Annotated in this window: 23 protein-coding genes; 11 read left to right on the top strand and 12 right to left on the bottom strand. The window is 73.4% G+C overall.

All coding sequences use genetic code 11. The features are described from left to right. Nucleotides 1-49 precede the first annotated feature (49 nt). The 6 genes from VK501_RS23060 (at nucleotide 50) to VK501_RS23035 (ending at nucleotide 5,757) form a co-directional block, all read left to right on the top strand. The gene (locus VK501_RS23060) at nucleotides 50-2,743 is read left to right on the top strand and encodes an efflux RND transporter permease subunit (RefSeq protein WP_324341653.1); all 2,694 of its coding nucleotides are present in this window, start codon (nucleotides 50-52) and stop codon (nucleotides 2,741-2,743) included. Continuing rightward, nucleotides 2,740-3,474 (top strand): TlpA disulfide reductase family protein, encoded by a 735-nt coding sequence (locus tag VK501_RS23055; RefSeq protein WP_324341652.1) that lies wholly within the window; start codon nucleotides 2,740-2,742, stop codon nucleotides 3,472-3,474. The genes VK501_RS23060 and VK501_RS23055 overlap by 4 nt, the downstream gene beginning before the upstream one ends. Then, nucleotides 3,471-4,130 (top strand): hypothetical protein, encoded by a 660-nt coding sequence (locus tag VK501_RS23050; protein ID WP_324341651.1) that lies wholly within the window; start codon nucleotides 3,471-3,473, stop codon nucleotides 4,128-4,130. The genes VK501_RS23055 and VK501_RS23050 overlap by 4 nt, the downstream gene beginning before the upstream one ends. 143 nt (nucleotides 4,131-4,273) lie before the next feature. After that, nucleotides 4,274-4,768 (top strand): hypothetical protein, encoded by a 495-nt coding sequence (locus VK501_RS23045; RefSeq protein ID WP_324341649.1) that lies wholly within the window; start codon nucleotides 4,274-4,276, stop codon nucleotides 4,766-4,768. Nucleotides 4,769-4,804: 36 nt separating this feature from the next. Beyond that, the gene (locus VK501_RS23040) at nucleotides 4,805-5,290 is read left to right on the top strand and encodes a hypothetical protein (RefSeq protein WP_324341647.1); all 486 of its coding nucleotides are present in this window, start codon (nucleotides 4,805-4,807) and stop codon (nucleotides 5,288-5,290) included. Then, entirely contained in the window at nucleotides 5,287-5,757 is a 471-nt protein-coding gene (locus VK501_RS23035; RefSeq protein WP_324341645.1) for a VOC family protein, read from the top strand. The genes VK501_RS23040 and VK501_RS23035 overlap by 4 nt, the downstream gene beginning before the upstream one ends. A gap of 129 nt (nucleotides 5,758-5,886) precedes the next feature. Here the strand turns inward: VK501_RS23035 and VK501_RS23030 are convergent, their stop codons facing one another. Further along, nucleotides 5,887-6,162 carry a hypothetical protein gene (locus tag VK501_RS23030; protein WP_324341642.1) on the bottom strand — a complete coding sequence of 92 codons (276 nt, stop codon included), beginning with the start codon at nucleotides 6,160-6,162 and terminating at the stop codon, nucleotides 5,887-5,889. Between the two features lie 411 nt (nucleotides 6,163-6,573). Beyond that, complete coding sequence (locus tag VK501_RS23025) at nucleotides 6,574-7,866, bottom strand: aminotransferase class I/II-fold pyridoxal phosphate-dependent enzyme (RefSeq protein ID WP_324341640.1); 1,293 nt, start codon at nucleotides 7,864-7,866, stop codon at nucleotides 6,574-6,576. A 43-nt stretch (nucleotides 7,867-7,909) separates the two neighbouring features. Here VK501_RS23025 and VK501_RS23020 point away from each other — a divergent pair, with 43 nt between their 5' ends. From VK501_RS23020 to VK501_RS23005, 4 genes are all read left to right on the top strand, one after another. After that, complete coding sequence (locus tag VK501_RS23020) at nucleotides 7,910-9,040, top strand: hypothetical protein (protein WP_324341638.1); 1,131 nt, start codon at nucleotides 7,910-7,912, stop codon at nucleotides 9,038-9,040. Nucleotides 9,041-9,126: 86 nt separating this feature from the next. Next, nucleotides 9,127-9,756 (top strand): sterol desaturase family protein, encoded by a 630-nt coding sequence (locus VK501_RS23015; protein ID WP_324341636.1) that lies wholly within the window; start codon nucleotides 9,127-9,129, stop codon nucleotides 9,754-9,756. 49 nt (nucleotides 9,757-9,805) lie between these two features. Continuing rightward, nucleotides 9,806-10,144: a hypothetical protein gene (locus VK501_RS23010; RefSeq protein WP_324341634.1), complete on the top strand. Its 339-nt coding sequence runs from the start codon at nucleotides 9,806-9,808 to the stop codon at nucleotides 10,142-10,144. Between the two features lie 65 nt (nucleotides 10,145-10,209). Continuing rightward, on the top strand, nucleotides 10,210-11,127 hold the full coding sequence (locus VK501_RS23005; protein WP_324341632.1) for a DNA-3-methyladenine glycosylase 2: 918 nt from the start codon (nucleotides 10,210-10,212) through the stop codon (nucleotides 11,125-11,127). A 374-nt stretch (nucleotides 11,128-11,501) separates the two neighbouring features. Here the strand turns inward: VK501_RS23005 and VK501_RS23000 are convergent, their stop codons facing one another. The 6 genes from VK501_RS23000 to VK501_RS22975 all read right to left on the bottom strand — a co-directional run bounded on the left by VK501_RS23000 (nucleotide 11,502) and on the right by VK501_RS22975 (nucleotide 18,265). Beyond that, entirely contained in the window at nucleotides 11,502-12,533 is a 1,032-nt protein-coding gene (locus VK501_RS23000) for an ABC transporter substrate-binding protein (protein WP_324341631.1), read from the bottom strand. Then, the gene (locus tag VK501_RS22995) at nucleotides 12,530-13,276 is read right to left on the bottom strand and encodes an ABC transporter permease (RefSeq protein ID WP_324341629.1); all 747 of its coding nucleotides are present in this window, start codon (nucleotides 13,274-13,276) and stop codon (nucleotides 12,530-12,532) included. Before VK501_RS22995 ends, VK501_RS23000 begins: the two co-directional genes overlap by 4 nt. Continuing rightward, nucleotides 13,276-13,974, bottom strand: coding sequence for an ABC transporter ATP-binding protein (locus tag VK501_RS22990; RefSeq protein ID WP_324341628.1), 699 nt, complete (start codon nucleotides 13,972-13,974; stop codon nucleotides 13,276-13,278). Before VK501_RS22990 ends, VK501_RS22995 begins: the two co-directional genes overlap by 1 nt. Before the next feature lie 177 nt (nucleotides 13,975-14,151). Beyond that, complete coding sequence (gene ggt / locus VK501_RS22985) at nucleotides 14,152-15,912, bottom strand: gamma-glutamyltransferase (RefSeq protein WP_324341626.1); 1,761 nt, start codon at nucleotides 15,910-15,912, stop codon at nucleotides 14,152-14,154. A gap of 39 nt (nucleotides 15,913-15,951) precedes the next feature. Beyond that, nucleotides 15,952-17,376, bottom strand: coding sequence for a VWA domain-containing protein (locus tag VK501_RS22980; RefSeq protein WP_324341624.1), 1,425 nt, complete (start codon nucleotides 17,374-17,376; stop codon nucleotides 15,952-15,954). After that, complete coding sequence (locus tag VK501_RS22975) at nucleotides 17,357-18,265, bottom strand: MoxR family ATPase (protein ID WP_324341622.1); 909 nt, start codon at nucleotides 18,263-18,265, stop codon at nucleotides 17,357-17,359. The genes VK501_RS22980 and VK501_RS22975 overlap by 20 nt, the downstream gene beginning before the upstream one ends. 36 nt (nucleotides 18,266-18,301) lie before the next feature. Here VK501_RS22975 and VK501_RS22970 point away from each other — a divergent pair, with 36 nt between their 5' ends. Beyond that, nucleotides 18,302-18,499, top strand: a complete 198-nt coding sequence (locus VK501_RS22970; protein WP_324341620.1) for a hypothetical protein — start codon at nucleotides 18,302-18,304, stop codon at nucleotides 18,497-18,499. Here VK501_RS22970 and VK501_RS22965 read toward each other — a convergent pair. The 4 genes from VK501_RS22965 to VK501_RS22950 form a co-directional block, all read right to left on the bottom strand. After that, the gene (locus tag VK501_RS22965) at nucleotides 18,496-19,179 is read right to left on the bottom strand and encodes a DUF4383 domain-containing protein (RefSeq protein WP_324341619.1); all 684 of its coding nucleotides are present in this window, start codon (nucleotides 19,177-19,179) and stop codon (nucleotides 18,496-18,498) included. The genes VK501_RS22970 and VK501_RS22965 overlap by 4 nt on opposite strands. A 55-nt stretch (nucleotides 19,180-19,234) precedes the next feature. Beyond that, complete coding sequence (locus VK501_RS22960) at nucleotides 19,235-19,903, bottom strand: hypothetical protein (RefSeq protein WP_324341617.1); 669 nt, start codon at nucleotides 19,901-19,903, stop codon at nucleotides 19,235-19,237. A gap of 70 nt (nucleotides 19,904-19,973) precedes the next feature. Beyond that, nucleotides 19,974-20,309, bottom strand: a complete 336-nt coding sequence (locus VK501_RS22955) for a hypothetical protein (RefSeq protein WP_324341615.1) — start codon at nucleotides 20,307-20,309, stop codon at nucleotides 19,974-19,976. Beyond that, entirely contained in the window at nucleotides 20,299-21,504 is a 1,206-nt protein-coding gene (locus tag VK501_RS22950; RefSeq protein WP_324341613.1) for an ArsA family ATPase, read from the bottom strand. The genes VK501_RS22955 and VK501_RS22950 overlap by 11 nt, the downstream gene beginning before the upstream one ends. Between the last annotated feature and the right edge of the window lie 172 nt (nucleotides 21,505-21,676).

Raw genomic sequence — 21,676 nt, 5'->3', positions numbered from 1 at the left:
TGGACTCCCGGCGCACCGCTCCGGGCGCGCCGGTACCCTCATCGCTCTGATGGGCCGGCCGCCGCGCATCCTGGCCGCCGCCATGGGCACGGCCGCCCGCCGCCCGCTGGCGGTGGGCCTCCTGATCACGGTGCTCGCGCTGGCGGGTGCCGCGCTGGCGCTGCGCCTGTCGCCGACCACGGCCAGCGACACGCTGGTCGGGCGCTCCAGCGAGTCCTGGCAGGCGACCGAGCGCGAGCACCAGCTCTTCGGCGAGGACGCGGTCTACGTCCTCGTGCGCGGGCCGGTCACCAAGCTGGTGCTGACCTCCGACCTGGAGCGCCTGATCGCGCTGGAGGGCTGCCTCGGCGGCAACCCGCCGGCCAAGGCCAAGATCCCCGGCGGGCGCGACGGCCCGTGCGGGCGCCTAGCGGCGACCAAGCCCGCGAAGGTCGTCTTCGGCCCCGGCACGTTCATCAACGAGTCGGTGCTGCAGATCGGCGACCAGTACGACGCGCAGCTCAAGAAGATCCAGGGCGACGCGCAGAGCCAGTACGACGCGGCCTACAAGCTGGCGATCGCCAAGAAGTACACCAAGGCCCGGGCGCGCAAGGTGGCCCAGCAGGTCAAGGACCTGGCCATGGTGCAGAGCCTCAAGGACGCGTTCCAGCTCGCGCTGAAGTACGGGATCCTCAAGGCGCCGCAGGTCAACGACCCCGGCTTCGTGTCGCAGCTCGTCTTCGCGGCGGGGAAGAAGGCCGGCACGCCGAAGGGGCGCTTCGCCTATCTGTTCCCCAACGCCAACAGCGCGCTCGTGCAGGTCCGCTTGAAGCCCGGGCTGTCGGATGCGGCGCGCAAGGACGCGATCGCGCAGGTCCGTGCGGCGACGCGGATGGCCGACTTCCGCCTGGTCAACGGCGGGCAGTACGTCGTCACGGGTGCGCCGGTCGTGCTCACCGACCTGACGACGAGCGTCACCGACGCCATCGTGCTGCTGCTGATCGCGTCGCTGATCGTCATGGCGCTGGTGCTCGCGCTCGTCTTCCCGGCGCGCCGGCGGCTGCTGCCGCTGGTCGTGGCGCTGGCGGCGGTGGCGATCACGTTCGGGACGCTCTCGCTGCTCGGCGCGTCGCTGACGATGGCCTCGGTGGGCGTCGTCCCGGTGCTGATCGGCCTCGCGGTCGACTACGCCATCCAGCTGCACGCGCGCATCGAGGAGCGCGCCGGGCCCCAGGCGTCCCGCGCGGAGATGGTCGCGGCCGTGGGCCACGTCGCGCGCACGGGCGCGCCGACGGTGGCGGTCGCGGCGACGGCCACGGCGGCGGGCTTCCTGGTGCTGGCGCTGTCGCCGGTCCCGATGGTCCGCGGCTTCGGCCTGCTGCTGGTGCTGGGCATCGGGGTCGGGCTCGTGACCGCGGTCACGCTCGGGACCGCGGCGCTGGTCGGGCTCACCGGTGGCCGCGGGGTGCCGCGACCGCTGGCCGCCGCCGGCGCCATGCTCGCGCCCGCCGCACGCGGGGCCGGCGAGCTGCTGCGCGAGAACCGCGCGTCGCGCGCCGTCGCCGGGCGCGGCCGGGCCGTGCGCGGGTTCGCGCTGGGCGCGGCGGCTCGCCGTCCGGGACGCGTGCTGCTCGCCGGGCTGGCGATCGCGGTCGTGGGCTGGGCCGCCGACACGCAGACGCGCGTGGAGTCCGACGTCACCAAGCTCGTGCCCCAGAACCTGCAGGCGCTGAGCGACCTGCAGGCGCTGCAGCGCTCCACCAGCGTCGGCGGCCAGATCGACGTGCTCGTCCACAGCGACAAGCTCACCGATCCGGCGGTCCTGAACTGGATGAGCAGCTACCAGGCCGGCTTGTTGAAGCACTTCGGCTACAGCGAGAAGCGCGGCTGCGGCAAGGCCGAGCTGTGCCCGGCGTTCTCGCTGCCCGACCTCTTCGGCGACGGCAAGGGCGGGATCAAGACCCAGGCCCAGGTCGACGAGCTGCTCGACGTCGTCCCCGCGTACTTCTCCCAGGGCGTGATCACCGCCGACCGCACGACCGCGACGATGGCCTTCGGGATCCGCCTCATGCCGCTGGACCGCCAGAAGGAGGTGCTGGACCGGATGCGCGCCGACCTCCATCCGCCGGAGGGCGTCGAGGCGCAGCTGGCGGGCCTGCCGGTGCTGGCGGCCGACGCCAACGCCGCGGTGTCCTCGCCCTGGCGGCGCCTGGCGACGCTCCTCGCGGGCCTGCTGGCGGTCGGCCTCGTGCTGCTCGCCGCGTTCCGCTCGTGGCACCGCGCGCTCGTGCCGCTGGTGCCGATCGCGCTTGCGACCGGCTGGTCGGCGCTCGTGCTCTTCGTCATCCGGATCCCGTTGAACCCCATGTCGGTCACGCTCGGCGCGCTGGTCATCGCGATCTCGACCGAGTTCAGCGTGCTGCTGGCCGAGCGCTACCGCGCCGAGCGGCTGGGCGGCCTTGACCCGGCCGCGGCGCTGGAGCGCACCTACCGCTCGACCGGCGCGGCGGTGCTCGCCTCGGGCGTGACGGCGATCGCCGGCTTCGCGGTCCTGGCGCTGAGCGACATCCGCATGCTGCGCGACTTCGGCGCGGTGACGGTCGTCGACCTCACCGTGTCGCTGCTCGGCGTGCTGCTGGTGCTGCCGTCGGCGCTCGTGCTCGGCGAGCGGTGGCGCGCCGGCGACGTGCGGGTCCGGCTGCCGCGGCCGCGGCTGCCCCGGCCGCGGCGCCGTCGCCGGCCCGCGCCGGCGCCCGTCGCATGAGCGGAGGCAGCGAGCCGGGCCCCCTGGATTTCGACGCGGGGCCGGGGGACGACGGTGCGCCGGCACCGCGTCGCGCCCCGGGCGCGCCACGCGCGCCGCGCCGCCGGCCGCCCGCGCCGCCCGGCGGCGCGCGCTACCTCTGGGTCGTGGGCGCGGCGGCGCTCGTGCTCGTGCTCGTCCTGGTCGTCGCGACGGTCCAGCACGGGACCGAGCGCGGCGCGCGCGGCATCCCGGCGGGCGACGCGATCCCGCCGTTCGCGGTCCCGCGCGCGCTGTCGGCGCTCGACGGCGACGCGAACCTCGCCCGGCGCGCGGGGGAGGGCGCGGCCGGCAACCGGCCCGCCTGCTCGGTGCGCCGTCCCGACGTGCTCAACGGGTGCGTGCTGCGCGATCGCGGGCCGCTCGTGCTCGCGTTCTTCGCCACGCGCGGCAAGGAGTGCGTCGACCAGCTCGACGTCATGGAGCGCGTGCGGGCGCAGACGCCGGGGGTGCAGTTCGCGGCGATCGCGATCCGCGGCGACCGCGACGCCGTCCGCTCGCTCATCCGCCGCCACGGGTGGCGGTTCGACGTCGGCTACGACCGCGACGGCGCGCTGGCCAACGCGTTCCACGTGCAGGTCTGCCCGCAGCTGACGTTCGCGCGACAGGGCGGCCGCGTGGTCGAGACCACGTTCGGCGAGCTGCGGGGCCCCGCACTGGCCGCCAAGGCGCGTAGGCTCGCCACGCGATGAACCTGGAGCAGCCGCCCGCCGACGGTGCCGTCGACCAGCAGCTGGCCGGCGAGTTCCCGGGCCTGCGCCTGCGCTGGACGGCCGTCGAGGGCGGCGCGGCAGGCCCGACGCCGCCGGCGCTGCGCCGCCGGCTCGACGAGGTCAACCGGCGCTTCCGCGGGCCGCAGGCGATCGCGCTGCGCACGCGGCCGGTGCCGCGGGCCTACCGCGTGTTCTTCCGCCAGGTCGGGCTCGACCCGGACGTCGACCGCACGCCGGCCGAGCAGGCGGCCGTGGCGCGGCTGGTCACCGGCGACGTCTGCTCCGGCGAGCGCGTCGCCGACGCGCTGGCGCTCGCGATCATCGAGACGGGCGTCGCGGTGCTCGCCCTCGACGACGCGCGGCTGGACGGCGAGCTGACGCTGCGCGGGGCCCGTGCGGGGGAGACCCTGCAGGTGGGCGAGCACGCCCACGACGTGCCGCCCGGGCGCCTCGTCCTGGCCGACCGCGGCGGCCCGGTGGCCGTGCTGTTCGGGCGCCTCTCGGAGCGGTACGCGCCCGGCCGCGAGACGGCGCGGACGCGCCTGGTCGCGATCCAGGTGCCGGGCGTGCCGGAGGTCCACGTCGAGGAGGCGCTCTGGCTGGCGGCCTCGGCACTGTCGGCCGACGGCGACTAGGGCAACACTGGCCCAGAGGGCCAGGTTGCCTTGCGGGTCTTCGCCCAGGGGGCGAAACCCGCGGCGGGTTAGGGACCCACGCTGCTAGGGGTGCCGCGCCGCGGCCCGGTGTGGGTATCCTGGCGTCAAGGAGGACTGCCGTGGTGCTGATCGATCAGCTGAGCAGCGAGAAACCCGCACCGTCCGTCGCGCGCGCGCAGCGCTTCGCGACCGACGAGCGCGCCGCCCGCCGCACCCTGCGCGCGCAGATCGCCCGGCTCGAGCGCGAGCTCGGCGAGGCGATCCTGGCCGCGTTCCCGCACGTCGCCGTGCCCGACGCCGACCCGCCGGTCCGTGGTCCGCGCCTGCTGGGCCTCGGGGACCTCGAGCGGGTCCGCGACGACCTGGCCGAGCGCGTCCGCGTCGCCCGCGTGGCCGTCGGCGAGCGCGCCGGGCACGAGGCCCGCAGCCGCGCGCTGCTCGAGGAGATGCTCCGCGAGCCGGCCCGCCACAAGTGGGTCCGCCTGCCCGCCGCCGACCTGGGCGAGCGCTCGTGCGGCGCCTACCACGTGCGTCCCCGCTTGGGCGTCATCGGGATGCTCATGGGCTGGTGGCACGTGAAGGTCTCCTCGGGCTGCCCCTCAGCCGCCCCGGCGTGAGGCCGGAGCCGCAGGACCATCTAGGATCGCCCGTCCATGGGCCGTCGCAGCCGCAAGCGCTCCAGCAGCACCGACGCGCCGCCGCCGGCGCAGGAGGCCGCGCCGGCCCCGCCGCCGGCGGCGCCGCGGACGGCGACCTACAAGTCGCGGCGGGAGGACGCGCCGCAGCCGCCGTGGGCGCCGTTCCCGCTGACCGAGCTGGTCATCCTGCTGTCGATCGTCATGCTCGGGTTGGGGTTCGTCACCGGTGGGGACCGCCGCAGCGTGCTGCTCGGCGGCGGGTTCGTGCTCGTGACGCTCGCGGCGGGTGAGCTGTCGGTGCGCGAGCACTTCGCCGGGTACCGCTCGCACTCGTCGCTGCTGGCCGGCATCTGCGCGATCGTCGCCGCGATCCCGGTGTGGCTCCTGCCCGTCCCGCAGGCCCTTGTGCTCGCCGTGGGCGTCATCGCCTTCGTCCTCGCCCTTATGGGCTTCCGCCGGGCGTTCATGCGTCGCAGCGGCGGCGTAGGGTTCCGCGCGTGACCGACGTCCCGCCGCCCTTCGAGTCCGCGCCAACCCCGTCGTCGCAGGAGCCGGCCGGCGAGGCGCGGCGCATGCAGCTGCGCGGGCTGCATCACGTGACGGCGATCGTCGCCGACCTCGATCGCACCACGGCCTTCTACCGCGACGTTCTGGGCCTGGCCCTCACCGAGCAGGGCGACAACCGCGACGACCCGGGCGCGCGGCACTTCTGGTTCGGCGACGCCGAGGGGACGCCGGGGACGCTCGTGTCGTTCATGGAGTACCCGTCCATGGACGAGGCCCGCGAGGGTCGTGGGGGCGTGCACCACTTCGCGTTCCAGGTCGGCTCGGCCGACGAGCAGGTCGCGTGGCGCGACTACCTGCGGGCGCGAGGGGTGCCGTGCTCGGAGGTCTTCGAGCGCGGGCGCTTCGCCAGCATCTACTTCCGCGATCCCGACGGTCACCTGCTCGAGATCGCCACGGCGTAGCCCGGGGCGCGCGGCGAGAAGGCCGCGCGCGGCGAGCGCCCCGGTGGGGCGCCCGCCGCGGGCTGCGCGAGTCCTCGAAGAGCCCGGCCCCCGCCACCAGCCGTTGCTGGTGGGGAGGTGGACCGACTCTCAGCCCGGAAAGCCCTCCAACAGGCCGCTGAGCGCTTGACGCTGACGCTCGGTCATCGATCCCACCGTCTTGTTCTCGGACATCGGGACCGACTGCAGGAGCTTGCGGCACCGGGTGGTGCCCCAGCGGCGCTGGCTCGTCAGGAGGTCGGAGACCGTCATCGAGGCGGCCTCCCATGGGCATTCGAGGACGACGTGCGCGGCGCTGATCTCCCCCTCGGCGATTTGGCGCTTGAGCTCCGCGCGTGCGAGGCGGACCTCGTTCGCTCGGGCCAAAGCGCGCAAATGCTGTGGCGCAGGGGCGATCGTCGCTGCTGCGTTCATCTGTCCTCCCGCCGCCTCATCCTCAGCATGAGACGGCACTCGTAGTTGCTTGCGTGCTGACGCGTCGACGACCGGTACGCCTCGGAGCTGACCACGTGCCCCGAAACGGCGAGCGGGCGTCTCCTCACGCGATCCCCGCTCCTCGATCCGGGACATCCAATCCCCGCGGCGTCCGCATCGAACGCGTCTCGAACGTATGCCAGGCCGGCAGTCCTGATCAAGGTGTGAACGAGGGCAACATTCGCTCATAGCGCCTTTTTTCTTCTGTCTAGAACACGCTCGTGTTCGAGTCGGACAGGCAGCCGAAACCGGGCGCCGCAGGACCGCCGAACGTGCTACGGAAAAGGGCTTGAACCCGAGCGGTCAGGAGGCCCGGCGGCGACCGTGCTCGCCCGGTCCGGGCAGCGGCCCGTGCTCGGCCTCGAACGCGGCCTTGACGGTGCTGAACGCCTCCAGCGCGCGGTCGAGCGTGGGGCGGTCGTGCGTCGCCATGACGCTCGTGCGCAGCAGCGCGCCGCCCGGGGGCACCGCAGGGTGCAGGGCGGTGTTGACGAAGACGCCCGCGTCGAACAGGCCCTTCCACATGAGGCCGGCCTGCCAGTCGTCGCCGATCAGCACGGGGATGATCGGCGTCACGACGTCGGTGCCGTCGGGCAGCACCTGCGGGGAGACGACCGCGAAGCCGCGTTGCTCGAGACCGTCGCGGAAGTAGCGCGCGTTGTCGAGGACGCGCCGCAGCAGCGCGCGCCCCTCCTCGGTGCGCACGACGCGCAGGGCGGCCAGCGCGGCGCCCGTGGCGGCCGGGACCGCCGAGGCGGTGAACAGGAACGCCCGCGACTGGAAGCGCAGGAACTCGATGATGTCGGCGCGGCCGGCGACGAAGCCGCCGCAGGAGGCCAGCGACTTCGAGAACGTGCCCATGCGCAGGTCCACGCGATCCTCGACGCCGTGCAGCTCCGAGGTGCCCGCTCCGCGCGCGCCCAGGACGCCGGCGCCGTGGGCCTCGTCGACCATCAGGCGGGCGCCGTAGCGCTCGCACAGCGCGACGATCTCCGGCAGCGGCGCGATGTCGCCCTCCATCGAGAACACGCCGTCCACGACGACGAGGACGCCGCCGCCGTCGCCGGTGGCCCGGTCGAGCATCTTCTCGAGCTTGTCGAGCTTGTTGTGGCGGAACGGCCGCAGCTTGGCCTTCGACAGCAGGCAGCCGTCGAGGATCGACGCGTGGTCGCCGGAGTCGACGACGACGGTGTCGCCGGGGCCGAGCAGCGTGCCGAGCGTGCCGACGTTGGCCTGGTGGCCGGTCGTGAAGACGATGGCGTCCTCGGCGCCCATCCACTCGGCGATCTCGGCCTCGAGCTCGAGGTGCTGGCGCGTCGTGCCGTTGAGCAGGCGCGAGCCGGTCAGGCCCGTGCCGTACGTCTCCAGCGCGTCGCGCGCGCCCTGGATCACCCGCTCGTCCTCGGTCAGCCCCAGGTAGTTGTTGCCGCCGAGCATGATCCGCGCGGCGCCCTCCATCTCGACGACCGGCCGGGCCGGGCTCTCCATGACCCGGAAGTACGGCACCATGTCGGCCTCGCGGGCCGCGCGGAGGATCTCCAGGCGCTCGTGGTTCCGGGCCTTGTCGAAGACGTCAACCTGCGCTCGAGCCGTCACGCGAGCAGCGTATAGGGCGGCTCGCTCGGTAGGGTGGCGCGCCATGCCGCTCGACGTACGCCCCGCTCGTTCGTTCCGCGACGTGGGCGCGTTCATCGATCTTCCGTTCCGCCTGCACGCCGGCACGCCGTGGGTGCCGCCGGCCCGGCTGGAGCGCCGGATCTTCCTCGACCGCCGGCTCGGGCCCTACGCCAAGCGCATGGACTACGAGCTCATGCTCGCGCGGCGCGACGGGCGCGTCGTCGGGCGCATCAGCGCCCACGTCGACCACGCCTACAACCGCCATCACGACGAGCGCCGCGGCTGGTTCGGCTTCTTCGAGTGCGAGGACGACCTGGAGGCGGCGCGCGCCTTGGTCGACGCGGCGGCCGCGTGGCTGACCGCGCGCGGCATGGACCAGATGACCGGTCCGGCCGACTTCGCGATGAACGACGAGAGCGGCATCGTCATCGAGGGCCACGACCTCGCGCCGATGGTCCGCCAGCCGTGGCACCCGCCGTACTACCAGGCGCTCTGCGAGGGCGCCGGCCTCGACAAGGTCGTCGACCTGCTGATGTGGTCGCTGGAGATCTCCGACCGCGAGCAGATGCTCCCCATCCTGCCTGAGCTCGCCGCCGAAGCGCGCGAGAAGCACGGCGTGACGATCCGGCGCATGTCGCGCCGGCGCCTGCGCGCCGACCTCGACGTGTTCGGCGAGATCTACAACCGCGCGTGGCGCCGGAACTTCGGGTTCGTGCCCTACGACGAGGGCGACCTGGACCAGTACGCGCTCGAGCTGCAACTGGTCTACGACAAGGACTGGTTCATGATCGCCGAGGTCGGCGACGAGCCCGTCGCGATGGCCATCACCATCCCGGACATCAACCAGGTGCTGAAGACGATGAACGGGCGCCTGTTCCCGGTGGGGTGGTGGCGGTACCTGCGCAAGTCGCGGTCGATCACGCGCGTCCGGGTCGGCTTCCTGGGCGTCAAGCCCAAGTTCCAGCACACGGGCGCGGCGGCCGCGCTGTACGTGGAGCACTTCGACACCTCGGCCCGCCATCCGCGCATCAAGGGCGGCGAGATGGGGTGGATCCTGGAGACCAACCGGGCCATGAACCGGGGTATGGAGGCCATGAACGGCCGGGTTGTAAAGCGGTACCGGGTGTACGGCAGGGAGCTGACGGGCACCTGATCGGTAGGTGCGCGCGCAATCAGCCTTCGGCGCGCGGTAAGGTTGGCCTAATGGCACGGTCCGACGATCTTCAAGCATCCCCGCCGATGTTCGAGAGTCGGTTGCTGGACCGGTTCACGCGGGTCCACCCGACGGTGCCTCCGCTGCTGTTCGCGCCCGTCATCACGGTGCTGCTCGTCACCGGCTTCGGCCGCGTCGGGGCGCTCGAGGGCCTGCTGCTCGTGGCCGCCGGCTACGTCTTCTGGACGCTGTTCGAGTACTGGCTGCACCGCGTGGTCTTCCACTTCGAGCCGTACAACAGCCAGCTGGGCATGCGCCTGCATTGGATGATCCACGGCGTCCACCACGACCACCCCAACGACCCGCTGCGGCTGGTCATGCCGCCGTCGGTCAGCGTGCCGCTCGGCGCGTTCGTGCTGGCGGCGTTCTGGGGCGTGCTGGGCTACGACGCCGCGCTCTGCTTCGGCGGCGGGTTCCTCGTGGGCTACCTCGCCTACGACATGATCCACTACCACGTGCACCACCACACGCCGCGCACGGCCCTCGGCCACCGGCTGCGGGAGCTGCACATGCGCCATCACTTCCAGGACGACGAGCGCGGGTTCGGCATCAGCGCGCCGTACTGGGATCGCGTGTTCGGCACGGCGCCGGCCGAGCAGGGCAACCGCGCCGTCGGACGGCAGCCGGGCCCGCGCGACCCGTCCGGCGCCCGCTGACCCCGCCAACATCGCGCTCGGCCGCGCGATGCGCCATCCTAGGTCGCGCATGACGGAACCCGTCGACGAGGACATCGAGACCGGCGCCGACGAGGCCGAGGTCGTGGATGCGCTGCCGGTGCCCGAGGGCACCCCGCCGCGGGAGGTGCCGGCGCCCGCGCCCCTGATGTCGCGGACGGGCGCCCTGGTGGCCGCCGGGCCCGTGGCCGTGCAGGCCGCCGCCGTGGCCGTGACCGGCTTCGCCGCCGGCGCCGCGACCGTCGCGGTCGTGCGTCGCCGTCGCGCCAAGAAGGCGGTTCGCGCCCGGCGCAAGGACCGCAAGGCGCTGGGCGAGGTCCGGGCGTCGCGGTCGTTCCTGGTGGACATCCATCTGCTGAACCGCAACTGACGGCTCCGCGTCGTCCTGGTGCGGACACGCCGGCGTCTGCACTGCGGCGTAGGCTGCCGCGCTCGATGATCGAGGTGCGCCGCGAGATCCGGCCGGTGTGGCCGTTCCGCCTGCCGGGCTCCGGCGGGATGGACGGCGTCACCCGCCGCCGCGGCGGGGTCCTCGAGCGGGTCGTGCACGTCGACGGCGCGCCGGCCGCGGTGCGGGCCGCGCAGCCGGCGGCGCAGCGCGTGGTGATCGGCGCACGCGCCGAGCGCGCCGACGTCGCCGAGGAGGCCGTGGCGCGGATGCGCTTCGCGCTCGGCGTCGACGACGACCTGCGCCCGTTCTACGAGCGCTTCCGCGACGACCCGCTGATCGGGCCGTCGGTCCGCTCGCGGCCGCACCTGCGCCTGACCCGCCGGACCGAGCCGTTCGAGGCGCTGGCGTGGGCGGTCTGCGAGCAGCTGATCGAGTACGAGCGCGCCGCGGCGATCGAGCGCCGCATCGTCTACCGGCTGGGCCGCCGCGCGCCGGGCTGGGACGGCGCGACGGTGCTGCACGACCTGCCGTCGGCCGCGACGCTCGGCGGCGTGGCGCCGGCGCTGTTGCAGTCCTTCGACCTGTCGGCGGGCCGGTCGCTCGCCCTGGTCAAGGCGGCGCGCGAGGTCGCCGCCGGCCGCGTCGACCTCGACGCCGCCGACCACGAGCGCGCCTGGGCCCGCCTCCGGAAGATCCCGGGGATCGGATCGTGGACGATCGAGGTGCTGGCCTCCCACGGCCAGGGCCGCCACGACCAGCTGCCCGCCGGAGACTTGGCCTACATCAAGCTCGTTGGCCGGATCCTGCGCGGCGGCGACCCGTACGGCCGCGCGACCGAGGACGAGGTGCGGGCGTTCTTCGCGCCGTACGACGGGTGGAGCGGGCTGGCGGGGGCGCACGCGCTGGGTGGGAAGGCGACAGGTGGGGGCGGGGCGGCGTTGAGGTTCGCGGCGGCGGCTTGAGGCTTTGCGGCGCGTTTGTCGTGGCGTCCCGCTCGGGCGCTGGTCGGGGTGCGCGGCGTGGTCTGTCGGCAATGACGACGGAGGTTCGAGGCGGGCCCCGGCGCCGTCGGTCTGCCGCGGGCGCCGGGGGCGCGGGGTCGTTCGGGCGCGAATCGTGCCCGCGCGGGGGTCCGGGTCGATTCGTGGTGGATAATCCATCACGAATCGACCCGGATCCCCCGCGGGCGATCATTTCGGCCCGAACGATCGCCCCCGACGCCCACGGCAGCCCCCGGGCGCCGGCGCCCGGTCGGACCTCCGTCGTCATTGCCCCGTGCCACGCCCCGCGGCACGACCGGCGTCCGGGCGGGACGCCACCTACCGCGGCGCCGCCCCTAGATCCCCCGCCCCGGCAGGAACTCGTTCGTGAGCGACGTCGGCGTCGGCAACCGGCTGATCAGCCCGTTGTCGAGCATCCACTGCCCGTAGGCCTTCCACTCGTCGGCGTTCTGGTAGCCCCACGGGAAGGTGGTGTTGTCGGGGAAGAAGACGGGCAGCGTCGCCTTGACCTGGTCGAGCTGGAGGGCGCGGTCGAGGTCGGGGTTGGCCTTGACGAGCGGGTCGACGCCGGCGTTGGGGTCGGCCTTGACCGCCTTGGCGCCGCGGGCGACGGCCTGCAGGAAGCGGCGCATGACGTCGCCGACGCCCTTCTGCTGCAGCCGGTCGTTGTTGGCGACGAACACGAGCTCCTGGTAGGTGGGGACGCCCGTGTCCTCCATGTGGATGATCGTCGGCTTCTTGTCCTGCCGGCGCAGCTGCACGCCCTCGACGTTCCAGAACGCGCCGAGCGTGGCGTCGACCTTCTTGGACAGCATCGACTGGATCAGGTTGAACCCCACGTTGATCTCGTGGACGCCGCTCGGGTCGACGCCGGCCTTCTTGGCGATCGTCTTCAGGTAGGCCGACTGGTACGGGATGCCCGCGGTGCCGACGGTCTTGTCCTTCAGGTCGGCCGGCGTCTTGACCTTGCCGTTGAGCGACATGATCGACGTCAGCGGCTTCTGCACCAGCGCCCCGATCGACGCCACGTGCAGCCCCTTGTCGCGCGCCAGCAGCACCTCGGGCTCGTAGGAGATCGCGACTTCGGCCTTGCCGGCGGCGACGAGCTTCAGCGGCGACGCCGGATCCGACGGCACCCGGATGCGGACGTCCAGCCCGGCGGCCTTGAACGCGCCCATCGCCTGCGCGGCGTAGATCGGCGCGTGGTCGGCGTTGGGCAGGTAGTCCAGGACGAGGTCGACGTGCTGGATCGGGCCGGCCGTCGTCGTCGTGTCCTTCTTCGCGCCGCACGCCGACAGCGCGAGGGCGGAGAGCAGGGCGGCGACGGCGACCGCCACGGGGCGGCCGCGCACGGGGCGGAGGGTCATGCGTCGAGGTCCTTTCGTCGGTGAGCCCATGGCGCCAGATGGCGCTCGGCGAGGGCGAGCAGGGAGAAGCAGAAGACGGCGAGGGCGGCCAGCACCACGACCGCGGCCCAGGCGCGCGCGGTCTCCAGCTGGGGGATGGACTGCAGCAGGAGGTGGCCGAGCCCGTTCTCGGAACCGGCGTACTCGGCGAAGACGGCGGCGATGCCGCCGACGGCCACGGCGATCTTGGCCCCCGACAGCGCGGCCGGCAGCGCGGCGGGCGCCTCGACCCACCGGAAGGTCTGCGCCCGCGAGGCGCCGAGCGTGCGGAGAAGCTTGTGCTGGTCGGGGTCGATCGCGGCGAGCCCGTCGAGCGTCGTCACCACGATCGGGAAGAAGCACACGAGCGCGACGATCACGAGCTTGGGCAGCAGCCCGTAGCCGAACCACGCGGCCAGCAGCGGCGCGATCGTGACGATCGGGATCGCCTGCGTGCCGACGAGCAGCGGGTAGATCGCGCGGCGCAGCGGCCGGTAGGCGTGCAGCGCGATCGCGAGCGCCGCGCCGGCCAGCAGCGCCAGCGCGAGCCCCAGAACGACCTCCTGCCCGGTGACGAGCAGGTTGTCCCACAAAAGGCCGCGATCGTCCCACAGCGCCTGGGCGACCTGGGTCGGCGCCGGCAGGATGAACTCGTCGATGCCGCCGAGGCGGGCGTAGGCCTCCCAGCCGCCGAGCAGCAGGAGCACGAGCAGCGCGGCCAGCATCAGGCGCCGCCCTCCATCGCGCTGCGCAGCGCCCCGAGGGCGCGGGCGCGCAGGGCGGCGACCGCGGGGTCGGTCGCGCTGCGCGGGCGCGGCAGCGCCACCGCGACGTCAACGACGATCCGGCCCGGCCGGGGCGAGAGCACGACGACGCGGTCGGCCATCAGCACGGCCTCCTCGACGTCGTGGGTGACGAGCAGGACGGTGCGCGGCTCGCGCGCCAGGACCCCGGCCAGCCAGCCCTGCGCGTCGGCGCGGGTGATCGCGTCCAGCGCGCCGAAGGGCTCGTCGAGGCAGAGGACCGGGGCGCCGGCCAGCAGCGTGCGGGCGACCGCGACGCGCTGGCGCATGCCGCCGGACAGCTCCCACGTGCGGGCGCGCTCGAAGCCGTCGAGGCCGAGCTGGGTCAGCAGCGTGTGGGCACGGTCGCGGGCGGGCGCCTTGCCCCGGCCGGCGAGGCGCAGCGGCAGCGCCGCGTTGTCGAGCGCGTCGAGCCACGGGAGCAGCAGGTCGCGCTGGGGCATCAGCACGGCGCGACCGGCGACGACGCGCCCGGCGTCGGGCGCCTGCAGCCCGCAGACGAGCTCCAGGAGCGTGGACTTGCCGCTGCCGCTCGGGCCCACCACGGCCACGACCTCGTGCGCCGCCGCACGCAGCGTCACGTCCTGCAGCGCCACCACGTCGCCGAACCGGCGGGTCACACCCTCCAGCAGCACTTCGCCTTCAACGTCGCGAGGCCTCTGAGTCGGAGCCTCGAGCCTCGTCGCCATCGCTCCCTCCGCGGGCATTACCCCACAGGTTCGAAGGGTCAGCGCCGGGATCCGGAGGCGCTATCTCAGCCCGTTTCCACGAGCCCCCCTGTGTTACGTGTCCTGAGCCTAGCGCGGCGGCGGCGCGACCGGCACCGCCAGCGAGCCACGGTCGCTGCGGGAGTCCGAGACGGCGGTCGACACCCGGTCCGCCGGCGCCATGCCCGCGAGCTGCATGCGGGGCGTCACGGCGTACTCGCCGCGGGCGTCGAGGGTGTAGCCGACGGCCTTCAGCCGGGCGAGCACCTCGGGCGTGAAGCGCGCGTCCTCGATGATCAGCTTGTTGGAGCCCTGGTCGTCGAAGCGCTGGGCGTCGACGGCCTGGGGCAGCGTCATCCCGAAGTCCACCGTGTCGAGGATCGCCAGCGTCGGGCCCATGATGATGGTCGAGCCGCCCGCCGCGCCGGCGACGATGACGGGCTTGCCGCCCTGGACCATGATGGTGGGGTTGATCGACGAGCGCGGCCGCTTGCCCGGGGCGGGCTCGTTCGCCGTGCCCGGTCCGGAGAAGTCGGTCAGCTCGTTGTTGAGCAGGAAGCCCGTCCCCGGCGCGACGACCGCGCTGCCGAACTCCTGCTCGATCGTGCACGTGACGGCCACGGCGCCGCCCTTGGCGTCGATCACCGAGACGTGCGTCGTGGAGCCGGCGGGGTTGAAGTCCTCGCCCGCGGCGCGCGGGGCGGCCGCGGCCGTGGCCGCGGCGGGGAAGACGCCCGGCGCGAACGTGGCCGCGCGGTTGAGGTCGATCTCCGCGCGCCGCTGCGCGGCGTAGTCCTTGGACAGCATCTGGCTCAGCGGGATGCGCACGAACGCCGGGTCGCCGAGGTACGCGCCGCGGTCGGCCCACGCGATCTTCTGCGCCTCGGAGACGGCCGTGACGGTCTGCGCCGAGGTCTCCCCGAGAGCGTGCAGGTCGAAGCCCTCCAGGATGTTCAACATCTCGATCATCGTCTGCCCGCCGGAGCTGGCCGGGCCCATGGCGTACACGTCGCGGCCGCGATAGGTCGTGTGCACGGGCGCCCGCCAGACCGCCTTATAGGAGGAGAAGTCCTTGACCGTGAGCAACCCCGGGTCCTTGGTGTCGGGGCGCGGCGCGCGCATGTCGCGCACGATGCGGTGGGCGAGCGTCCCGCCGTACAGCGCGCCCGGCCCCTCGCGCATGAGCCGCCGCAGCGTGGCGGCCAGCTCGGGCTGCCGGAGCGTGTCGCCGGGCGCGTAGGGCGCGCCGTCCTTCAGGTACTGCGCCGCGGCGGCCGGGAAGAGCGCGAGGTCCTTCTGGCGCCGCGCCATCGCGCCGCTCATCGAGGTGGGGACGTGGAAGCCGATCCGCGCGAGGCGCTCGGCGGGCTGCAGCGCGACGGGCAGCGAGAGCGTGCCGTAGCGCTGCAGGGCGCTGCTCATGCCGGCGAGCGTCCCCGGCACGCCGACGGTCAGGTGGCCCGTGAAGGTCTTGTGCAGCCCGGGGCCGACCAGCGAGTCGGGCTTCATCGCCGCGCCGGCGGTCTCGCGGAAGTCCAGAGTGCGGACCTTGCCGCCGGGCGACCGGTACACCATGAACCCGCCGCCGCCGATCCCGCACGACTGCGGCCGCGCCACGCCGAGCGCGAAGACCGTCGTCGCCGCGGCGTCGATCGCGTTGGCGCCGCGCGCGAGCACGTCGCGCCCGGCCCGGGCCGCCGCCGGTGACTCGGTGGCGATGACGCCGGCCGTGCCGCTGACGCCGTCGTGGTAGCGCGACCCCTCGACGGCCGACGCCGACGAGGGGACGATCAGCGCGGTCGCCGCGCAGGCGGCGAGCACGCGTCGGTGCACCGGGAGCGAGTGCCTCATGGCGCACCGGTACCCAACCTCGCGCTGTGTGAAGCCGCGTCAGCGGTTGATCGGCCGCGTGAGCGCCTTGACGAAGTCCTCGAGCTGCTGGGTGGTCCAGCACTCGTAGGCGTCGCAGAACTGCTCGTAGGCCGAGATGACCGAGTCGCCGTAGTTCCAGTACAAGCGCGGCTCGGGGTTCAGCCAGAAGGTGCGCCCGGCCTTGGCCGAGATCTTGGCGAAGACGTCGGCCCGCGGGTCGCGGCCGTTGGTGCGCGCGTCGCCGAGGACGATGACGGTGGCGCGCGGGTGGAGGTCGTCCTCGACGAGGTCGCGGAACTCGTTCCACACGCGGCCGTAGTCGGTGTAGCCGCTGATGTCCGCGACGCCCGAGTCGCGCGCGATCGCCTCCGAGACGGCCTTGAAGTCGCGCTCCTTGGCGAAGATCTCGGTCACCTCGCTGATGCGCTCGATGAACACGAACGACCGCATCTTGCGGAACGAGTCGTGCAGCGCGTGCAGCACCGAGAGGAAGAACACCGAGGCGCTGGTCACCGACGTCGAGACGTCGCACAGCACGTAGATCTCCGGGCGCCGCGGGCGGACCGGCTTCTCCTTGATGACGGCGGGCACGCCGCCGAACTCCAGCGACGCGCGCATCGTCTTGCGCATGTCGACCGCCGCATGGCGCTTGCGGCCGCGCTGCTCGTTGCCCTGGGTCTTCAGGCGCCGCTTGAGCTGCGCCACGACGCGGTGCACGGCGGCGAGGTCCTGCAGCGGCCCGGAGGGCAGCGCGCGGTCCAGCTCGTTCAGCGGCCGGGCGGGCGCGAGCTGCTCGGTGCGCTCGATCTGGCCGCGCTCGAGCTCCTGGCGCAGCATCGCCTCGAAGCGCCGGATCTCCTCGCGCGGCAGGCCGTGGGCGCGGGGGTCGTCCGGCGGCAGGTCGGGCTGCGGGTCGGTCCGCAGCGCCAGCGAGCGGCGGATGCGCTGCACGTCGACGCCGATGACGCCGGAGCCCTCGCCCTGGCGCCCGAAGGCGGCGATCGCCAGGCGGGCGAGGTCGCGCATCATCGCCTGGTTGCCGTCGCGCACGGCGGCGGCGACCTGGCGGCGCAGCTCCTCCATGTCGATCTGGCCGGCGTCGTCGGGGGAGATGCCGCCGTCCTCGCGGACGCCCTCCTCGATGGCCGCCAGCTCGGCGGCGCGGAAGAAGAAGCGGTCGAAGACCAGCTCGAAGACGCGGCGGTCGTCCTGGGACTTGGCCAGCGTGGCGGCGAGCGCCTCGCGGAAGTCGAGCTGGTCGGTCCACGGCACGTGCTGGAGCACCTGGAAGGCGTCGAGGAGCTCGCTCGTGCCGATCGCCACGCCCTCGCCGCGCAGCTCCTCGCCGAACTCCAGCAGGCGCCCGGCGATCCCCGGCCGGTCGAGCGCGACCGACGCGTGCAGCCCGGCGGAGCGGGTGCGCTTAGGGGCCGGTGGGGGCACCGACCGCGCCTCCCAGCCCGCCGCCCAGCTTGACGCCGACCCGCTCGCTGACGACGTCGATGTCGGTGCGGTGCTTGACGATGACCGACATGGTCTCGTTGAAGATCTTGGTGTCGATGTCCTGCGCGCCGAGCAGGAGCAGCGCGCGCGCCCAGTCGATCGACTCGGCGATGCTCGGCGGCTTCTTGAGGTCGAGGTCGCGGACCATCGCGACCACCTCGACGAGCTTGCGGCCGACGGACTCGGGCAGGTCGGGCGTGTGCAGCCGGACGATCTCGAGCTCGTGCTCGAGGTTCGGGTAGTCCAGCCACAGGTAGAGGCAGCGGCGCTTGAGCGCCTCGGTCAGCTCGCGGGTGTTGTTGGAGGTCAACAGCACGATGGGGTGCGACTTGGCCTTCACCGTGCCCAGCTCGGGGATCGAGATCTGGAAGTCGGAGAGGACCTCGAGGAGCATCGCCTCGAACTCCTGGTCGGTCTTGTCGATCTCGTCGATGAGCAGCACGACGGGCTCGGGCGAGGCGATCGCGGCCATGAGCGGGCGCTCGAGGAGGAACTCCTCGCCGAAGATGTCGTCCTGGACCTCCTCCCAGCCGGTGCCCTGGCGTTCGGCCTGGATGCGCAGCAGCTGCTTGCGGTAGTTCCACTCGTACAGCGCCTTGGCCTCGTCCAGCCCCTCGTAGCACTGCAGGCGCACGAGCGGGCGCTCCAGGTACTTGCTCAGCGCCTTGGCGAGCTCGGTCTTGCCGACGCCGGCGGGACCCTCGACGAGGATCGGCTTGCCGAGCTTGGCGGCGAGGTAGCCCACCAGGGCGGTGGACTCACCGGGCAGATAGCCGGTGGCCCGCAGGCCCGCGTGGACGTCGGTGACGGAGTTCGGCTCGACCGGCATGGGCGGCGAAGTCTACGAGGCCCTAGGCTCCCGCCCGTGCTGATCCTCGGCGCCATCCCGTCCACGCCGGTGTACGCGCTCATGGTCTTCGGCGTGGTGCTGGCCCTGATGGGCCACATCTTCCACGACTACCGCATCGTCGGGATCGGCCTCACGGTGCTGTTCATCGCCACGGCGCTGCTCTTCCTCGGGGCCCATCAGGCCTACCAGGACAGCGGGCCGATCAACTTCTAGCGTCGCTGCTGCGGAGGCGGCTGGGCGACCGTCGTGCGGTTCGGGTCCTCGTCGACGACCGGGTCGGCGCCGCGGTTGCGCCCCGGGCGCCCGAAGCGCCCGCGGCGGTGCACCGTGGTCGGCGCGCCCTCGTCGTAGGCGCCGTCGCGGTCGGGGTCGACCGCGCGGCCGTCGGCGGCGGCCGTGGTGGTCGCGGCCGGGCCGACGTGGCGGCGGCGCGTGGTGCGCGGCATCAGGGCGTTGACGAGCATCGCGCCGCCGGCGACGGCGAAGCCGACCTTGGTCCAGAAGTTGGCGGCGGCCAGGCCCAGGACGTCCTGACCGTCGATGACCGCGATCACCGCGCACGCAGCGAGGGCCAGGCCGACCAGCAACGACATGAACTTGGCCAGGTGGTGCTGAGCGGCGCCGAAGAGCAGCAGCGCGCCCGCCGTGATGGCGAAGAAGTCGGTCCAGCCGTTGACCTCGAAGCCGAGGAAGTTCGTGCCCTGGACGGTGCCGTCCGGGAAGCTCGAGGACACCGGCGGGAAGTCGGAGTTCTTCAGCAGGCCCGCGAGCCCGAAGGCCACGAGCAGCGAGCCCGCGATCAGGGCGGGGCCCTTGGCGAGGGACGGTCCGTGCTCGACGATCACGTCGGGATCGTCGGCGGCGTCGGTGGTACGGCGTCGGCGCAGGAGCATGGGATCAGCGTTCCCGGCCGCGGCGCGCCGTACTCGCCCGGTCGTCCGGCGCTCCCTACTCCTGCTCGTCGAAGCTCAGCTGCGTGCCGCCGTCGATGTCCGGGCGGGCGGCGGGGCGGCCCATCGGCGCGATCGAGGTGGCGGCCGTCGGCGGGTCGCCGCCCATGTCCGGCGGCGGCGTCTCGGTCGGCGGACGCGGCCGGCGGGTCTCGCGGCGCGGCCGGCGGTCGACGGCCGTCGGCCCCTCGCCGGGCAGCGGCGGCTCGCTGAGGCGCGCCTGGCGCAGGCGCTGGCCGGCGTAGGCCAGCGCGACGCCGCACAGCAGCGTGACGAAGATGCCCCACGAGACGCCGTAGTCGACCTTCTGGAACGCCGACGTCGCACCGGTCTTGTTGTCGAGCAGGCGGTAGAAGACCAGCAGCGCGACCCAGGTGCCGCCGGCGAGGATGACCAGGCCGTCGCCGCCGGGCAGGTGGAACGCCTTGCGCTCGCCGCGGGCGAAGAGCAGCGCCAGGACGCCGACCGCCACGAGCAGGATCGCCGCCTCGACGAACGAGAACGCCTTCCAGGCCATCAGCGTGCTGCCCACCGTCTGCAGCCGCCCACCGACGACCGCGGTGGTGTCGCGGGTGTACCAGGGCAGGAACATCGTGACGAACAGCCCGATCGCGCAGGCGCCGGCGAGCCGCTGCTCGGGCGCCAGCGCGCCGAACGCCCGCCTCACGCGCGTGATCATGCCCGCCTCGATGCCTGCGCCATCGGGGCGATTGTAGGCCCGCGGGAGGATCGGTTCATCAGGCGATCGGGATGTCCTGGAGGTCCGGTCCGCCGGCGCGCTGCTCGGCGGACGGGCGATCCGCCGCCAGGCGCTCCACTACGAAGTCGAGGATCGCGCGCACCAGGAGCAGCAGCTGGCGGACGATCTCGCGGACCTGGTCCCAGAGGTCGTCGGGCACCACGTCGCGCAGCGTATGGAGCACCGCGACGACCGCCTGGATCTCCGCGGCGGTGTGCTCGGTCTCGCGCGGCGAGGCCCAGCCCTGCGGCGGCACGCGTCCCGCGATCCGCGCGGCGGCCTGCTGGGTCTGGCGCAGGCGCTCGCGCAGCTCGTCGAGGTGGTCAGGGTCCATCGGTCGCGACCTCCGTGGGCGCGCGCTCGAAGGTCACGACCAGCACGCCGTCCTCGAAGGCGGCGCCGGCCGGGGCGAAGTCGTCCAGCGCGGGCGGCAGCAGCATGGTGCGCTTGTGCCCGTCCACCCGGACGATCAACTCGGAGCCCAGGCGCTTGAGCGACAGGTCGCCGCGCTGGGCGAACGGCAGGTCGAGGCGCAGCGTCGCGCCGTCGCGGCGCAGCTCGAGACGCTCGGAGACCGCGTGGTGCAGGAACGCGTGCGGCTCGGCGCCGCCCTCGTCGAACAGCGCATCGCCGAGGCGGTCGAGCATCGGGCCGCCGACGACCTCCTGGTCGAAGTACGGCGCCTGCAGGACGGGCACGGGCGCGAACGCGTCGCGGACCGTGCCGAGCTGCTCCTGCTGGCGCTCGCGCCAGGCGCCGAAGTACTCGCCGACCTCCGCGCCGAAGACGCGGTTGACCACCACGGCGTCGGTCAGGTACCCGTACAGGTTGAGGTAGGTGAACGTGCGCCGCGCCTCGTCGACGACCATCCGGTCAGGGGTCATGACCAGGCGCACCGAGACGTGCTCGTTGTCGCGGAGGATCTCGTTCATCGCGATGAGGTTGCGCACCAGGCGCTGGACGTCGTCGAAGACCTCCCTACCCGGCAGCGACACGTCCAGCACGGCGCGGGCGAACGGGCGGGCCGCGTCGAGGATCCGGCCCTGCTGCGGGAAGACCTTGTCCAGCCACCAGCGTGCGACGTCCGGGAACGACAGCAGGCGCAGCGTCTCGCCGGTCGGCGCGCAGTCGACGATCACCACGTCGAACTCGCCGGACTCGTGGTGGCGCTTGATCGCCAGCAGGCTGAACAGCTCGTCCATGCCGGGCGGCACGGTCAGCTCCTCGGCGCTGATGCGGTCCACGCCGCGGGCGATCAGCAGCTCGCCGAGCCAGTCCTGCACCCCGGCCCAGTTGCGTTCCATCTCGTCCTGCGCGCTGACCTCCTGGCCCCACAGCAGGTCGCCCGCCGCGACGGGCTCGCCGCCCAGCGGCTGCTCGAGCGCGTCGGAGAGGCTGTGGGCGGGATCGGTGCTGAGGACGACCGTCCGCAGCCCGGCGGCGGCGCAGCGCCGCGCGGTGGCGGCGGCGACGGACGTCTTGCCGACACCGCCCTTGCCGGTATAGAGGATGGTGCGCGGGACTGCCAAGGACCGCAGCCTAGTGGGCCACGCGGGAACGTTCACCGGAAATCCCGTCCGGCGATCACCGCCCGGCGGTGTCCTCGGACCTCGATGTGCCAGAGGCACACCTTCGGTCCTGCGTCCTTGCCGGATCGGCGCCGCCGAACGGGATTTCCCGGCGAACGTCCCCGCGCGACCC

Source organism: Baekduia sp., assembly GCF_035318805.1.
Taxonomy (GTDB): Bacteria; Actinomycetota; Thermoleophilia; order Solirubrobacterales; family Solirubrobacteraceae; genus Baekduia.
Note: the sequence above shows the minus strand (reverse complement) of the source record. Positions and strands in the feature narration are given on the sequence as shown.

Excerpts from the sequence above, each read along its gene's own strand:
- VK501_RS23020 (WP_324341638.1), top strand. The coding sequence starts at position 7,910 with ATGCCGCTCGACGTACGCCCCGCTCGTTCGTTCCGCGACGTGGGCGCG.
- VK501_RS22955 (WP_324341615.1), bottom strand. The coding sequence starts at position 20,309 with ATGGACCCTGACCACCTCGACGAGCTGCGCGAGCGCCTGCGCCAGACC.
- VK501_RS23000 (WP_324341631.1), bottom strand. The coding sequence starts at position 12,533 with ATGACCCTCCGCCCCGTGCGCGGCCGCCCCGTGGCGGTCGCCGTCGCC.
- VK501_RS22995 (WP_324341629.1), bottom strand. The coding sequence starts at position 13,276 with ATGCTGGCCGCGCTGCTCGTGCTCCTGCTGCTCGGCGGCTGGGAGGCC.
- VK501_RS23015 (WP_324341636.1), top strand. The coding sequence starts at position 9,127 with ATGTTCGAGAGTCGGTTGCTGGACCGGTTCACGCGGGTCCACCCGACG.
- VK501_RS23040 (WP_324341647.1), top strand. The coding sequence starts at position 4,805 with ATGGGCCGTCGCAGCCGCAAGCGCTCCAGCAGCACCGACGCGCCGCCG.
- VK501_RS23050 (WP_324341651.1), top strand. The coding sequence starts at position 3,471 with ATGAACCTGGAGCAGCCGCCCGCCGACGGTGCCGTCGACCAGCAGCTG.
- VK501_RS23060 (WP_324341653.1), top strand. The coding sequence starts at position 50 with ATGGGCCGGCCGCCGCGCATCCTGGCCGCCGCCATGGGCACGGCCGCC.
- VK501_RS22975 (WP_324341622.1), bottom strand. The coding sequence starts at position 18,265 with ATGCCGGTCGAGCCGAACTCCGTCACCGACGTCCACGCGGGCCTGCGG.
- VK501_RS22965 (WP_324341619.1), bottom strand. The coding sequence starts at position 19,179 with ATGCTCCTGCGCCGACGCCGTACCACCGACGCCGCCGACGATCCCGAC.
- VK501_RS23005 (WP_324341632.1), top strand. The coding sequence starts at position 10,210 with ATGATCGAGGTGCGCCGCGAGATCCGGCCGGTGTGGCCGTTCCGCCTG.
- ggt (WP_324341626.1), bottom strand. The coding sequence starts at position 15,912 with ATGAGGCACTCGCTCCCGGTGCACCGACGCGTGCTCGCCGCCTGCGCG.
- VK501_RS23010 (WP_324341634.1), top strand. The coding sequence starts at position 9,806 with ATGACGGAACCCGTCGACGAGGACATCGAGACCGGCGCCGACGAGGCC.
- VK501_RS23055 (WP_324341652.1), top strand. The coding sequence starts at position 2,740 with ATGAGCGGAGGCAGCGAGCCGGGCCCCCTGGATTTCGACGCGGGGCCG.